General features: G+C 65.1%; 13 protein-coding genes. 8 read left to right on the top strand and 5 right to left on the bottom strand.

The genetic code is table 11. The annotated features are described in order from the left end of the window. Positions 1-4 precede the first annotated feature (4 nt). Together ACSBQT_RS13470 and ACSBQT_RS13475 are read left to right on the top strand one after the other, a co-directional pair. Positions 5-1,066, top strand: coding sequence for a pyridoxal phosphate-dependent aminotransferase (locus tag ACSBQT_RS13470; protein ID WP_410710838.1), 1,062 nt, complete (start codon positions 5-7; stop codon positions 1,064-1,066). Further along, a complete protein-coding gene (locus ACSBQT_RS13475; RefSeq protein ID WP_410710837.1) occupies positions 1,063-2,475 on the top strand; it encodes an FAD-binding oxidoreductase in 1,413 nt (470 codons plus the stop codon). The genes ACSBQT_RS13470 and ACSBQT_RS13475 overlap by 4 nt, the downstream gene beginning before the upstream one ends. 19 nt (positions 2,476-2,494) lie before the next feature. Here ACSBQT_RS13475 and ACSBQT_RS13480 read toward each other — a convergent pair whose 3' ends face one another. Next, complete coding sequence (locus tag ACSBQT_RS13480) at positions 2,495-3,100, bottom strand: flavin reductase family protein (protein ID WP_410710836.1); 606 nt, start codon at positions 3,098-3,100, stop codon at positions 2,495-2,497. Between the two features lie 105 nt (positions 3,101-3,205). Between ACSBQT_RS13480 and ACSBQT_RS13485 the strand changes: the two genes are divergently transcribed. Continuing rightward, positions 3,206-4,213 carry an isopenicillin N synthase family dioxygenase gene (locus ACSBQT_RS13485; protein WP_410710835.1) on the top strand — a complete coding sequence of 336 codons (1,008 nt, stop codon included), beginning with the start codon at positions 3,206-3,208 and terminating at the stop codon, positions 4,211-4,213. Between the two features lie 4 nt (positions 4,214-4,217). On the opposite strand, the gene mmuM is transcribed toward ACSBQT_RS13485, so the two are convergent. Next, complete coding sequence (gene mmuM, locus ACSBQT_RS13490; protein WP_410710834.1) at positions 4,218-5,135, bottom strand: homocysteine S-methyltransferase; 918 nt, start codon at positions 5,133-5,135, stop codon at positions 4,218-4,220. 21 nt (positions 5,136-5,156) lie between these two features. Between mmuM and tgt the strand changes: the two genes are divergently transcribed. Then, positions 5,157-6,413 carry a tRNA guanosine(34) transglycosylase Tgt gene (gene tgt / locus ACSBQT_RS13495; RefSeq protein ID WP_410710833.1) on the top strand — a complete coding sequence of 419 codons (1,257 nt, stop codon included), beginning with the start codon at positions 5,157-5,159 and terminating at the stop codon, positions 6,411-6,413. Between the two features lie 198 nt (positions 6,414-6,611). Here the strand turns inward: tgt and ACSBQT_RS13500 are convergent, their stop codons facing one another. After that, the gene (locus ACSBQT_RS13500; protein WP_410710832.1) at positions 6,612-7,370 is read right to left on the bottom strand and encodes a queuosine precursor transporter; all 759 of its coding nucleotides are present in this window, start codon (positions 7,368-7,370) and stop codon (positions 6,612-6,614) included. Further along, positions 7,351-9,933, bottom strand: coding sequence for a M3 family metallopeptidase (locus ACSBQT_RS13505; RefSeq protein ID WP_410710831.1), 2,583 nt, complete (start codon positions 9,931-9,933; stop codon positions 7,351-7,353). The genes ACSBQT_RS13500 and ACSBQT_RS13505 overlap by 20 nt, the downstream gene beginning before the upstream one ends. Before the next feature lie 94 nt (positions 9,934-10,027). Between ACSBQT_RS13505 and ACSBQT_RS13510 the strand changes: the two genes are divergently transcribed. Beyond that, complete coding sequence (locus ACSBQT_RS13510) at positions 10,028-11,098, top strand: AI-2E family transporter (RefSeq protein ID WP_062861148.1); 1,071 nt, start codon at positions 10,028-10,030, stop codon at positions 11,096-11,098. A gap of 17 nt (positions 11,099-11,115) precedes the next feature. Here ACSBQT_RS13510 and ACSBQT_RS13515 read toward each other — a convergent pair whose 3' ends face one another. After that, positions 11,116-11,340: a hypothetical protein gene (locus ACSBQT_RS13515; RefSeq protein WP_410710830.1), complete on the bottom strand. Its 225-nt coding sequence runs from the start codon at positions 11,338-11,340 to the stop codon at positions 11,116-11,118. Between the two features lie 58 nt (positions 11,341-11,398). Here ACSBQT_RS13515 and ACSBQT_RS13520 point away from each other — a divergent pair, with 58 nt between their 5' ends. From ACSBQT_RS13520 to ACSBQT_RS13530, 3 genes are all read left to right on the top strand, one after another. Beyond that, positions 11,399-11,869, top strand: a complete 471-nt coding sequence (locus ACSBQT_RS13520; protein ID WP_410710829.1) for a GNAT family N-acetyltransferase — start codon at positions 11,399-11,401, stop codon at positions 11,867-11,869. Between the two features lie 160 nt (positions 11,870-12,029). Then, positions 12,030-13,553 (top strand): acetaldehyde dehydrogenase ExaC, encoded by a 1,524-nt coding sequence (gene exaC / locus ACSBQT_RS13525; RefSeq protein ID WP_410710828.1) that lies wholly within the window; start codon positions 12,030-12,032, stop codon positions 13,551-13,553. Then, a complete protein-coding gene (locus ACSBQT_RS13530) occupies positions 13,553-13,972 on the top strand; it encodes a DUF779 domain-containing protein (protein WP_410710827.1) in 420 nt (139 codons plus the stop codon). The genes exaC and ACSBQT_RS13530 overlap by 1 nt, the downstream gene beginning before the upstream one ends. Positions 13,973-13,975 lie beyond the last annotated feature (3 nt).

Genomic DNA, 13,975 nt, shown 5'->3' on the forward strand with positions numbered 1-13,975 from the left:
GCACATGTCCAAACGTTTCCAGCTCCGTGACGCGCTCGCCGAATTCCCTCCCTACGTTCCCGGCAAGCCTCCCGTCGCATCCCCCGGCCTGACCCCGTACAAACTGTCCTCGAACGAGAACCACCTGCCGCCGCTGCCGGGTGTCATCGAATCGGTGGCATCCGCCTCGGCGATTCCGGGGAACTACCCCGATCCCACCGCAGCCGCGCTCGTGGCCGATATCGCCTCCCACCTCGATGTCGAACCCGCCGAGGTGGTCCCTGGAGCCGGGGCCTCCGAGGTCCTCACGGTGCTGACGAACATCACCCTCGAAGCGGGCACGTCCGTGGTCTATCCGTGGCCGTCGTTCGAGATGTACCCGATCCTCGCCTCGGCGCGGGGCGCGGAGAAGCGCCCCGTCGACCTCCTGGAAGACGGTCGGCACGACTTCGCCGGGCTGGCCGCGGCGATCGATGACACGACCCGCCTCGTGCTGCTGTGCTCGCCGAACAATCCGACCGGTCCGACGATCACCGATGCCGAACTCGAGGGATTCCTCGCCGAGGTGCCCGAGTCCGTCATCGTCGTCCTCGACGAGGCGTACCTCGAATTCGCCACCGAGGCGGCCGACGGGCTCGCCGCGCGGAAGAAGCATGCGAACCTCGTGCTCGCACGCACCTTCTCGAAGGCCCACGGCCTGGCCGGTCTGCGCGTGGGCTACGGCATCGCCGATGTCGAGATCGCCTCGGCGATGCGCCAGGTCATCGCCCCGTTCTCCGTCACCGCCGGTGCCCAGGCCGCCGCCCGGGAATCACTGGCACGCGTCGACGAGGTGGCCGTACGCGCCAAGGAAGTCGCGGCAGTCCGCGATAAGTTCGCCCACGGTCTGCGGGAGCTGGGTCTGTCCGTGCCCGATGCTCAGGGCAACTATGTGTGGATCGCACTCGACCCCGAGGCGGCCGTCGCCTTCGAAGGTGAGTGCGCGAAGCAGGCCGTTGCCGTGCGTCGCCTGCAGGGCGGGGTGCGTGTGAGCATCGGACCCGATGAGGCTCTCGACCGTGTGCTCAAGGTGGCCGCGTCGCTGTGACGACGAGTGCGGAGACGACGGTGGGCACGGACCTGGACGGACTTGCGGCCGAGCTGAGCTCGGGCGCCCTGGTCGCCGATCGGGATGTCATCGACTCCTATTCGTCGGACAAGGCCCTGTTCTGTCCGGTGGGGACCGCCTCGGCGCTCGTTCGTGCTGCCGACGTCGATGATGTGGTCGCGGTGATGCGCTTCGCCACCGCGCATCGGATCCCGGTGGTCACTCAGGGTGCCAGGACGGGTTTGTCGGGGGCGGCGAACGCCACTGACGGGGCGATCCTGCTCAACGTCGCGAAGCTGAACGCGATCGTCGACATCGACGCGGTGAACCAGACGTGCCGGGTCCAGCCCGGAGTCATCAACCAGGACCTCAAGACCGCGCTGGCCGAGCACGGTCTGTCGTATCCGCCGGATCCGGGGTCGGTGGCGATCTCCACGATCGGTGGGAACGTCGCGACGAACGCCGGTGGCATGTGCTGTGTGAAGTACGGAGTGACGCGAGACTATGTGCGGGGACTGACCGTCGTCCTCGCCGACGGAACAGTGACCCGGTTGGGTCGGCAGACGGCGAAGGGGGTGGCCGGTCTCGATCTGGCGGGACTGTTCGTCGGGTCCGAGGGGACGCTGGGCGTCATCGTCGAGATCACCCTTGGGCTCAAACCGCTGTTGTCGCTGCCGGTGACGGGAGTCGGGATCTTCCCGGACATGGAATCGGCCGGGCATACGGTCTCTGCATTCATGGCTTCCGGGGCGGCCCCGTCGATGCTCGAGCTCATGGACGGAGGCACCGTGGGCATGATCAATGCCTATGGTGATTTCGGGCTGCCCGACGGGGCCGGTGCACTGTTGTTGGTGCAGTCGGATGCTCCGGGGCAGGCTGGTGTGACCGAGCTGGAATCGTTCGAGGCGATCGCCAGGGCGCAGGGTGCCGATGAGGTGTTCTTCTCCGATGATCCGGCGGATTCGGAGATGCTGGTGGCGGCCCGGCGTGCGGTGTCTCCGGCGATGGAGAAGTACGTGTCGGGGCTTGGTGGGGGAGAGCTCATCGATGATGTGTGCGTTCCTCGGTCCCGCCTCGGCGAGTTCTTCGCCAGGTTGGACGAGATCGCGGCCGCGCACTCGGTGGAGGTGTCCACGGCCGGTCATGCCGGGGATGGGAACATGCATCCGAGTGTGCTCTTCGATGCTCACGATCCGGCGAGCGTGGCCGAAGCGAAGGAGACGTTCGCGGAGATCATGCAGCTGGGTCTCGATCTGGGTGGGACGATCACGGGCGAGCACGGGGTCGGGTATCTGAAGAAGGACTGGCTGGTGCGCGAACTCGATGTCGGCGCTCAGATGCTGCAGTCGTCGATCAAGTCCGCGGTCGATCCTTTGGGGATCCTCAACCCGGGTAAGATGCTCGGCTGAGCTCCTCGGGTGATCGAACTCAGCCCGGTCGGCGCATGTCGAAGCGCTGATCCGAGCTGATCCCGAAGTATGCGGTCGGTCCGCCGCCGCGCAGTACCTGCTCGGCGGCGGCTGTGTCGACGATCCCGTCGGTGAGCAGGGATTCGTCGAGATGGACCCCCACCACTTCACCCACGGTGAACCACGAGCCGGAGCTTTCCCCGTCCGCGGTGCGCAGGTCGATGATCTGAGCGACTCGGCATTCGAAGGTCGCCGGTGAGGCTGCCACACGTGGCGCAGAGATCTCCACGGACTTGGCCGCCTCGACGTCTGCGGCGGAGAACTCGTCGACCTCCGCGGTGGTCGACGAGGCGTTCATCGCCTCGGCGAGCGTCTGAGTGACGAGGTTCCAGGTGAACTCCCCGGTCTCTCGGCAGTTGGCAACGGTGTCCTTCCACGCGTTGCTGGAGAAGCCCACGAGCGGTGGAGAGTAGTTCAGCGCATTGAAGAACGAATAGGGCGCGAGATTGCGGCGGCCCTCGGCATCGACTGTGCCGATCCAGCCGATGGGTCGCGGTGCGACGATGGCGTTGAAGGGGTCGTGCGGCAGGCGGTGGCCCTCGGACGGGCGATAGAAGTGGGTCACCCGACCATTCAAGCAGGAGTTCCGGGAGAGCGCACTGTGACTGAGTGTTGCGCACGATGACGGAATGCCGCTGCGACGACGGCGGACGTGCCTATCGTCTGTGACATGACCCTCACCCAGCTCCCCATCCTCGACCTCAGCCTGGCCGATGACCCCGCGACCGCCGAGGCATTCCGTGCGGACCTGCGCCGCATCACCCATGAGATCGGCTTCTTCTACCTCACCGGCCACGGAATTCCCGATGCCGACTTCACCCGCATCATCGACGTCGCCGGCCGCTTCTTCGCTCTGCCCGAGGAAGAGAAGCTCGCGATCGAGAACACGAACTCCCCGCACTTCCGCGGCTACACCCGCACCGGCGGCGAACGCACCCAAGGCCGCGTCGACTGGCGGGAGCAGATCGACATCGGCCCAGAACGCGCACCCGTGACCGAACCGGTCAACGACTTCGACTACCTCACCGGTCCCAACCAGTACCCGGAATCGCTGCCCGAGCTGCGCGAGGCCACGGAATCCTGGCACGCGCAGCTGAGCGAGGTCGGCGCTCGTCTCCTCGAACAGTGGGCGCTGAGCCTCGGTCAGGCGGGCGATCATTTCGCGTCCGCCTTCGCCGAGGATGCCGAATCCTTCATCAAGATCGTCCGCTACCCCGAAGCCGAATCCGAGTCCGTCACCCAGGGCGTGGGCGAACACCGGGACGCCGGCACGCTCACCCTGCTCTACCCGCAGCCGGGCACCACCGGCCTGCAGGTGCTCACCGATGACGGTTGGATCGATGCGGATCCGATCGAGAACACCTTCGTCGTCAACATCGGCAAACTCCTCGAAGTCGCCACGAACGGCTACCTCAAAGCCACCGTCCACCGTGTCCTGCCGACCGGACCCGGGCAGGACCGCATCTCCATCCCGTTCTTCTTCAACCCGGCTCTGAACGCTCGTCTGCCCGAGGTCGAATTGCCCGCCGAACTCGCCGCCGATGCCCGCGGTGTGACTCAGGACGAACGCGACGCTCTGCACGCCGTGTACGGCGAGAACGCCTTCCTCTCCCGGCTGCGGTCCCACCCGAACGTCGCCGAGAAGTTCTATCCGGACCTCGTGAGAGCTCGGGCCTGAGGACTCAGGCTCGGGTCCGCTCCGTCAGGACTGCGATGTCCTCCGGACGCACCCGACAGCAGCCGCCGATGATCCGCGCACCGAGGCGGGTCCACTCCGCCACTGGCCACGAACCGACACCGGCTTCCGCGCCGTCGCGCCAGGTCAGGGTGTTCGCGTCGTAGATCTCACCCGAGTTCGGATAGGCGATGAGCGGCAGATCCGTGTGCCGCGACAGTTCTCTCAGTGCCGGAGTCACCAGGGATGGGCGCACACAGTTGACTCCGATCGCCTGCACACTCGCCGAGGCGGCCGCCGCCTCCGCGAGCTCCGCCAAGGTGCTGCCGTCGGGCAAGATCGGGACGTTCGTGTCCGTGCCGGTCTGTAGAGTCACGGTCACCCAGGAGGGAAGTCCGGTCTCGTCTGTCAGGCCGATGATCGCTGCGATCTCGTCGAGGCGCGGCTGGGTTTCGATGGCGAGCAGGTCCGCTCCCGCCTCGGCGAGGGCAGCGATGCGCGGACGATGGAAGGCGGTGTATTCGGACGAGGACAAGCGGTAGTCGCCGGTGTATTCGGCACCGTCGCCCAGAGCTGCGCCGTAGGGGCCGACGGAACCGGCGGTGAGGACGTCTCTGCGTTCTGCGGCACTGCGCGCGACTCTCACGCTGTCGGTGATGATCCGGTTGCCTTCCGCGACGCTGATTCCTGCTTCGACGAAGCCCGTCGGCGTCGCCTGGTAACTCGCGGTCGTAAGGATGCGGGCACCGGCATCAGCGAAGGCGGAGTGCACTGCCAGCAGGGTGTCCGGATCACGGCGGATGAGCTCGGCCGACCACAGGGCGTGGCCGAGGTCGATGCCGCGATCTTCGGCGGCGCTGCCCAGACCGCCGTCGATGACGATGGGGGCGACCTCGGAGAGGGTGAGCATCTGGGTGAACGTCATGGACTTAGTTAAGCTTGTCTGGTGACTGCAGACGAAACTTCGGCGGCATTCGAGACCGCACCCATCAACGACCGATCGAACTTCGGATTCGAGGTGGGCACCCGCATGGACACGGGCGGACGCACCGGGGTCATCCACACCCCGCACGGCGATATCCAGACCCCGGCGTTCATTCCGGTCGGCACGAAGGCCACGGTCAAAGCCGTGCGTCCCGACGAGGTCGCCGAACTCGGCGGTCAGGCGGTGCTCTCGAACGCCTACCACCTCTACCTGCAGCCGGGGTCGGACCTCATCGACGAGGCCGGCGGTCTGGGCCGGTTCATGAACTGGCCGGGACCGACCTTCACCGACTCCGGCGGATTCCAGGTGATGAGCCTGGGCTCGGGATTCAAGAAGGTCATCTCGATGGAGTCGACAGGCGAGCAGAACGATGAACTCGTCGCCGTCGGCAAGGAGCGGCTGTCGAACGTCGACGACGACGGAGTGACGTTCAAGTCCCACCTCGACGGGTCGATGCACCGCTTCACCCCGGAGATCTCGATGCGTGTGCAGCACGAACTCGGCGCCGACATCATGTTCGCCTTCGATGAGCTGACCACTCTGGTGAACACCCGCGGCTACCAGGAGGAATCGCTCGAGCGAACCCGACTGTGGGCGATCCGCTGCATCGAAGAGCACTTCCGCCTCACCGAAGAGCGGTCGCACCGGCCCTACCAGGCGCTCTTCGGAGTGCTGCAGGGTGCGCAGTACGAGGATCTGCGGCGCAAGGCCGCCCGCGACCTGGGCGCGATGGACTTCGACGGCTACGGCATCGGCGGGGCACTGGAGAAGGAGAACCTCGGCATCATCATCCGCTGGGTGTGCGAGGAGCTGCCGGAGAACAAGCCGCGCCACCTGCTGGGCATCTCCGAACCCGACGACCTGTTCGAAGCGATCAAGACAGGCGCGGACACCTTCGACTGCGTCTCGCCCTCCCGCGTGGCCCGCAATGCCGCTATCTACACCCGCGACGGCCGGTACAACCTCACCGGCGCGAAGTACCGCCGCGACTTCGGCCCGCTCGATCCCGACTGCACGTGCTACACGTGCCAGAACTACTCACGGGCGTACCTGCGGCATCTGTACAAGGCGAAGGAGATGCTCTTCTCCACCCTGTGCACCATCCACAACGAACACTTCGTCGTCTCGCTCGTCGCCGAGATCCGCCAGGCGATGATCGACGGCTGCTTCGACGAGCTCGAAACCGAGGTCCTCGGCCGGTACTACGCGAAGAAGTAGGCGCGCTTCCGGCAGCCACTGCGGTCGCCCGCCGGTCCCACGCGCTTCCGCCCGTAGGTGAGTCATCGACTTCTGATCAGCGCATCGAGTTCTATCCCGATGACCTGATCGGAACTCGATGCGTCCAGTGACGAAACTCGATGACACTTGCCGCTGAGCAGTTTTCGTCCGGGGCCGGCCACACTGCGTCCGGTCGGCCTAAGCCCGGGCCGCGTCGAGCTCGTAGCTGGGTTCGTGGCGCTTGACGAGCTTGATGACCCGGTAGGTCACGGGCAGGAAGATGATCTCGACGGCGACCTTGTAGACGAAGCCGACGATGATGTAGTTGAGGAAGTCGAGACCCGGGATGACACCGGCGAATGCGATGATGCAGAACAGCAGCGTGTCGACGAACTCGCCGACACCGGTCGACGTGAGCAGACGCACCCACAGCTTCGACTCGCCCATGCGCTTCTTCACCGCCACGAGCACCCAGGAGTTGAGCAGCTGGCCGACGAAGTAGCCGACGAGGGAGGCCGCGACGATGCGAGGGTAGAAGCCGAGCACAGCGGCGAAGGCGTCCTGGTTCTCGTAGCCGGGCCCCGGAGGCGAGATGAGCACGAGCCAGAAGACGAAGGTGGCCAGTAGCTGCAGGGCGAAACCGGTGATCACGGCCTTGCGAGCGGCTTTGAAGCCGTAGACCTCGCTGATCACATCGCCGAGGATGTAAGCGATGGGGAAGAGGAACGCGCCGCCGTCGGTGACGATCGGTCCGAAGCCGATGACCTTCGTGGCGGAGATGTTCGAGATGATGAGCACCGCGCAGAACACGGCGAGGAAGACCGCATAGTAGCGGCCCCGGGAGGATGCGAAGGCTGCGAATCGTGCAGCCGAAGTGGTGTGCGCCGGATCGGTGGTGCGATCCGGCTGCCCAGACTCAGACTCGGAACGCCCAGACTCAGGACTGTTGCGCGACAACGGTGATTTCCTTTCCTCCGGTGACCGTGAGCAGCTGCTCGTACGTCAGAGGCACCATCGAATTCGGTGTCCCCGCGCCGGCCCAGAGAACAGGATAGTCCTTCAGCGACACATCGACATAGGTCGGAATCGGGCCCGGGTGACCGCAGGGTGCGACCCCGCCGATGACCTGCCCCGTGGCCTCGCGCACGAGCTCCTTCGACGCCCGGTCGAGGGAATCGACGCCGATGAGGTCGGCGACATGCGTGGTGTCGACCCGGTGAGCGCCCGAGGCCATGATGAGTACGGGTTCACCGCCGGAGGAGAAGATGAGGCTGTTCGCGATCGCCCCGACCTCGATGCCCAGCGCTTCGGCCGCCGCGGCCGCCGTCGGCGTCGAGCCGTCGAAGATCTCGATGCGCGGGTCGATCCCGGCGGCCGAGAGATCGGCGGCGACCGCCTCGTGGTTGGGATGATCCCACCTCGCCGAGGCGGCTCCGGGCTCGGTCTCGGCCGTGGCCTCCGCGTCCTCGTCGTCGACCTCGGTGACGGGTTCGGCGAGACCGCGACGGCGCAGCAGGGGAGCGACATCCGGGCGGGTGCCGAAGAAGCGTTCGATCGCTGCCATCGGGTCGACCGAATAGCCGGGAGCGAGGATGGCTTCGCGGAAGGCATCTCCGGCTTCTCGGTTGAGTCCGCCCTGGGACTCGAACCATTCGCTCACCCAGGCGGCGATGACTTCGGAGTAGAGGTAGGAGTAGTAGCCGGCCGCATACCCGGAGGCGAAGATGTGACCGAAATACGTCGACCGATAGCGCGGCGGCACGAGCGGGGAGAACCCGGCCGCGGCGAGCACCTCCGATTCGAAGGACAGCACCTCGGTGATGTGCTCTCCGGCCTCGAGCGAATGCCAGGACAGGTCGAGCATGGCAGCGGCGAGATATTCGATCGTGTCGAAGCCCTGCCCGAACTTCTCCGAGGCGACGAGTGCGTCGACGAGTTCGGCCGGCATCGGCTCACCCGTGTCGACGTGCTTGGCGAAGTGGGGGAGGACCTGCGGGTGGAAACGCCACATCTCATTGAGCTGGGACGGGAACTCGACATAGTCGCGGGGGACGGCGGTTCCTGCCGTCGAGGGGTAGGTGGAGTTCGCGAAGAGCCCGTGGAGGACGTGGCCGAATTCGTGGAAGAACGTCGTCAGCTCGGTCGGATTGAGCAGAGTGGGCCGACCCGGACCGGGCTTGGCGAGGTTGAGCGAGAGGGTGACGACCGGCAGCAGCCCGGTCAGCCGGGAGGCGGGAACCAGCTGGTCCATCCAGGCTCCGCCGCGCTTCGTATCCCTGGAATACGGGTCGATGAGGATGAGTCCCAGGTGACGTTCGTTGACGTCGGTGACTTCATAGACGCGGACGTCCTCATGCCAAGCAGTGACACCCTCGTAGGGGGCGAAGGTGATTCCGTACAGGCCGGTGGCGGCCCGGAAGACGCCTTCGGTGAGGACGGTGTCGAATTCGAAGTACTTGGCCACCTCGTCGGGGTCGATGCCGAACTCGTCGGCGCGGTACTTCGCGAGGTAGTACTTGACGTCTTCGGCTGCGACGTCCTCGAGGTCGTAGCGCTGCTTGACCTGTGCCAGCTCCTCATCGAGTTGGGCGTTCGCGGGACTGATGAGGGAGGAGACGATATCGGCGGCCGCATCGGGGTTGCCGGCGGTCTGATTGTCGATGGCGAACGACGAGTAGGAGGGGTATCCGAGCAGATGCGCCTTCAGTGCACGCAGCGCCGTGGTGTCTGCCACCTGGGTGCGGGTGTCGCCGTCGCCGCCGCGGGATCCGCGCGCCATCGAGTTGTTCAGCACGTGCCGACGCGTCTGTGCTGAGTTCAAGGACTCGAGCACACCCTGTTGGGTGAAGTTGTTCAAGGGCAGCAGGTAGCCGTCGACGCCGCGATCGGCGGCACGACTCTCCGCCGCCGCGATCTGATCGTCATTCATTCCGGCCAGGGACTCGGCTTCGCTGACGTGCACAGCCAACTCGCGCGTATCGAGCTGCAGGGCACGGGAGAAGGAGTTCTCCAGCGTGGTCAGTTCGCCCGCGATCGTGGCCATCTGCGCTCGTTCGTCCTCGCCGAGGCGGGCTCCCGCACGCACGAAGTGATCGATGGTCAGTTCGTGCTGACGTTTGTCCTCGGGGTTGAGGTCGGAGACCGAGACCTGTTCGATGCGGTGGAAGAGGTCGACGTTGAGCAGGAGCTCGGTCTCGGCGGCCGACAGGAGTTCCCAGGTCTCGCCGATGGCGTCGGTGAGTTCGGGACGCAGATGATTCGATTCGATGGCTGCGGCGACGGAGGCGATGCGGGTCATCGGCACGGACGCGGATTCGAACCTCACGGTGGTGGAGAAGAACGTGGACTCGGCGTCATCGGCGACGATCGCAGCCACCTCGGCGCGTGCGAAATCGGTGGCTGTGTGAACCGCGGTCAGCAGCGTCTCCGGGGTGACCGCCGCGAAGTCGGGCAGCGAATAGTCGGTCTGTGGGTCGAGGAACGCTTCCCAGACATCGATGCCGTTCGGATCTGCGCTCATTCTCGACGATTCACTTTCTTAGCGGTTGAGGGTTCGCTCCGATCCTAACGTGAGTCAGCCGAACAGTGCATGATCGCTGGTTACACTGGTTTCCATGGGCACTGGGCAGGGCAAGTCCCTCACACTCAACAGCGCGTTCCGGCTCGGTTTCACCGGCGCCTTGGGCGTGGGGTTGGCGATCGTGGTGATGACGGCGCTGCAGTCCGTGGCGACCGTGATCATCTACATCGGTCTGGCGCTGTTCCTCGCGCTCGGTCTCGAACCGATCGTGCAGTGGTTCGTCGATCGGAAGGTGCCGCGGTCACTGTCGGTGCTCATCGTCATCGTGGCCTTCATCCTCATCGTCGTCGGCGCCGCGCTGCTCATCGCCCCGGCCGTGATCAGTCAGATCCAGACGTTCGTCGCCGATCTGCCCGGGATCGTGGGGAACCTCGCGACGACCGGGTGGGTGACGGAGCTCGAGGAGCAGTTCACCGGCGCGATCGACATCGATGCGGTGTTCGCCAACATTTCGGCATGGGCTTCGGACCCGAAGAATGTGCTCTCGCTCGGCGGCGGCGTCGTGTCGATCGGGGCGGGGATCTTGAGCTTCCTCACTGGCGTGATCATCGTCGTCATCCTCACCATCTACTTCGCGGTGTCCATGCCGACGATCAAATCCGCGATGTTCTCCCTGGTCGCGGCCTCATCGCGGCCGACCGTCGAATCCGTCACCGAGGAGGTCACCCGATCCATCGGACGCTACGTCCTCGGTCAGGTGTCCTTGGGCGTCATCAACGGCGTGTGTTCGGCGATCTTCCTCACCATCATCGGTGCCCCGCTGCCGGCGCTGCTGGCGTTCGTGGCGTTCCTGTCCTCGCTCATTCCCCTGGTCGGTCCGATCACCGGTTCGATCATCATCACCGCTTCCTGTCTCATGGTCTCGCCCGGGCTGGGCATCACTGCAGGCATCTACTACCTCGTGTACATGCAGGTCGAGGCGTATCTGCTCAGCCCGCGGATCATGAACGCCGCGGTCGACGTGCCCGGAGCCCTCGTCATCATCGCCGCCATCGCCGGTGGAACCTTAGGCGGTGTGCTCGGTGCGGTGGTCGCGGTGCCGGTGGCCGCCTCGGCGCTCATCATCATCCGCAAGGTCGTCGTCCCGGCGCAGGCGAAGAAGTAGGAGCGGCTGGCCGACTGTCAGTCGTGGTCGTCGCGGCTGTCGGAACCGATACGGGTGACGAGTGCGTGGATGATGAGCTTGACGATGAAATATGTGCCGAAATAGCCGACTGCAGCGACGACGAGCGTGACGAGCAGGTTGGACTCCCCGGTGCCGACCACGGACAGTGTGGCGAAGACCGTGACGGTGATCGCCGCGAGATAGGGGATCAGTCGGAGGACGGGGGATTCGGGCTCGCTCATGGGGCTGAGTCTAGCAACGGGGTACCGGAGCATCGATGCCGAGTCTAGGGTGGAGCCCATGACTGAAGCCGACTGGAGAGCTCAGCGCGACGATGCCGTCCCCGACGATGTGGAACGGCTGCTCGCAACCGTGCCGGAATGGTTCGGCAGACCCGAATCCAACGCCGAATACATCGACGACGCGCGCCGCATGGAAACGTGGACTGTCCGCGACGAACATGGCCAAGTCGTCGGAGCCACGCTGGTGACGCATCATTTCCCGCAGACCAGCGAAATCCATCTCACCGTCGTCGACCGCTCCGTCCACGGCGGGGGAGTCGGGACTGCGATGATCGAAGCCATCACCGAGGATGTTCGGACCCGTGGGGCGCGGCTGCTCGAAGTGAAGACCTTGGGCCCGTCGAAGGACGATCTGAACTATGCACGGACCCGTCACTTCTACGAGAAGATGGGCTTCCTGCCTCTGGAGGAGACCGACCTGTGGGGAGCGGACACGCCCTGCCTGATCATGGTGAAGCCGGTGGGGTGAGACTGCGAACGACTGTCCCTGCGAACTCCCTCAACGGCTATTGTCCGCACCCGGGTTCCGACCTAAGGTGAGAGGACACGGACACATCCGCTCCGCGCCTCCGACCGCCATCGGACGAGGCACGTGTTGTGGGGTGGATGGACTCACACGAAGGAGTGTCATGGCAGTCTACTCAGCACCCGGTACCGACGGCGCGCTCGTCACGTTCAAGCCCCGTTATGAGAACTACATCGGAGGAGAGTGGGTACCGCCGAAGGACGGCAACTACTTCGAGAACATCACTCCCGTCACCGGACAGGCATTCACCGAGATCCCCAGCTCCACCGCCGACGATGTCGAAACCGCACTCGACGCCGCATGGGCGGCGGCACCGGCCTGGGGCAAGACCTCCGTCGCCGAACGGTCGAACATCCTGCTCAAGATCGCCGACCGCATCGAATCCAACCTCGAGATGCTCGCCGTCGCCGAGACCTGGGACAACGGCAAGGGAATCCGCGAACCGCTGGCTGCGGACCTGCCGCTGGCCGTCGACCACTTCCGCTACTTCGCCTCGGCCATCCGGGCGCAGGAAGGCGGCGTCTCCCAGATCGACGACGACACCGTCGCCTACCACTTCCACGAGCCCCTCGGCGTGGTCGGACAGATCATTCCCTGGAACTTCCCACTGCTCATGGCCACCTGGAAGCTCGCTCCGGCGCTCGCCGCAGGCAACTGCGTGGTCCTCAAACCCGCCGAGCAGACCCCGGCGTCGATCCTCGTCCTCGCCGAACTCATCGGCGACCTGCTGCCTCCCGGCGTCCTCAACATCATCAACGGATTCGGCGTCGAAGCCGGCAAGCCGCTCGCGTCTAACAAACGCATCCGCAAGATCGCCTTCACCGGTGAGACGACGACCGGCCGCCTCATCATGCAGTACGCCTCGCAGAACATCATCCCGGTCACCCTGGAGCTCGGCGGAAAGTCACCGAACATCTTCTTCGACGACGTCATGGCCGCCGACGACAGCTACCGGGACAAAGCACTTGAGGGCTTCGCGATGTTCGCTCTCAACCAGGGCGAGGTCTGCACCTGCCCGTCGCGTGCGCTCGTCCAGGACTCGATCTTCGACGACTTCGTCGCCGCCGGCGTCGAACGCGTCGGCTCCATCAAGCAGGGCAACCCCCTCGACACCGACACCCAGGTCGGCGCACAGGCCTCGAACGACCAGTTCGAGAAGATCATGTCCTATCTCAAGATCGGAAAGGACGAAGGCGCCGAGGTGCTCATCGGCGGCGACAAAGCCGAACTCGACGGTGACCTTGCCGGTGGGTTCTACATCCAGCCGACGATCTTCAAGGGCACGAACAAGATGCGCATCTTCCAGGAGGAGATCTTCGGACCCGTCGTGGCGCTGACCTCGTTCTCCGACTACGACGACGCCATCGCCACTGCCAATGACACCCTCTACGGCCTCGGCGCCGGAGTCTGGGCTCGCACCGGCAACACCGCCTACCGGGCCGGACGCGACATCCAGGCCGGCCGCGTCTGGGTGAACAACTACCACGCCTACCCGGCCCACGCCGCGTTCGGCGGATACAAGTCCTCGGGCATCGGACGTGAGAACCACAAGATGATGCTCGACCACTACCAGCAGACGAAGAACCTGCTGGTCAGCTACTCCGAAAATGCACAAGGATTCTTCTGATGAGTGAAACAGCCGAAACAGCCGCCCTCGAATCGACACCGACGATCGAGGGCGAAGAGAAATCGCGAGTGGCGATGACTCAGGCCGCCATCGACCTGCTCGCCGGACTCGTCGACAAACACGGACAGCTCATGTTCCACCAGTCCGGCGGCTGTTGTGACGGCTCGTCGCCCATGTGCTTCCCCGAAGGCGACTTCCTCACCTCGGAAGCCGATGTGCTGCTCGGTCACTTCGACCTGCCCATCGACGATGCCGAGAAGGCCGGACTGGACTTCTGGATGTCGACGGAGCAGTTCGAGTACTGGAAGCACACGCATCTGACGATCGATGTGGTGCCGGGCAGGGGGAGCGGCTTCAGCGTCGAATCACCGACGGGAAACCGCTTCATCATCCGCTCGACGCTCATGGACGTTGGCTGAGGC

This window comes from Brevibacterium sp. H602, assembly GCF_051172395.1.
GTDB lineage: Bacteria > Actinomycetota > Actinomycetes > Actinomycetales > Brevibacteriaceae > Brevibacterium.

What these genes read in the sequence shown, in the direction of transcription:
- ACSBQT_RS13505 (WP_410710831.1), bottom strand. Translation starts at nt 9,933, where the DNA reads ATGAGCGCAGATCCGAACGGCATCGATGTCTGGGAAGCGTTCCTCGAC.
- ACSBQT_RS13470 (WP_410710838.1), top strand. Translation starts at nt 5, where the DNA reads ATGTCCAAACGTTTCCAGCTCCGTGACGCGCTCGCCGAATTCCCTCCC.
- ACSBQT_RS13520 (WP_410710829.1), top strand. Translation starts at nt 11,399, where the DNA reads ATGACTGAAGCCGACTGGAGAGCTCAGCGCGACGATGCCGTCCCCGAC.
- ACSBQT_RS13515 (WP_410710830.1), bottom strand. Translation starts at nt 11,340, where the DNA reads ATGAGCGAGCCCGAATCCCCCGTCCTCCGACTGATCCCCTATCTCGCG.
- ACSBQT_RS13485 (WP_410710835.1), top strand. Translation starts at nt 3,206, where the DNA reads ATGACCCTCACCCAGCTCCCCATCCTCGACCTCAGCCTGGCCGATGAC.
- mmuM (WP_410710834.1), bottom strand. Translation starts at nt 5,135, where the DNA reads ATGACGTTCACCCAGATGCTCACCCTCTCCGAGGTCGCCCCCATCGTC.
- ACSBQT_RS13530 (WP_410710827.1), top strand. Translation starts at nt 13,553, where the DNA reads ATGAGTGAAACAGCCGAAACAGCCGCCCTCGAATCGACACCGACGATC.
- ACSBQT_RS13510 (WP_062861148.1), top strand. Translation starts at nt 10,028, where the DNA reads ATGGGCACTGGGCAGGGCAAGTCCCTCACACTCAACAGCGCGTTCCGG.
- exaC (WP_410710828.1), top strand. Translation starts at nt 12,030, where the DNA reads ATGGCAGTCTACTCAGCACCCGGTACCGACGGCGCGCTCGTCACGTTC.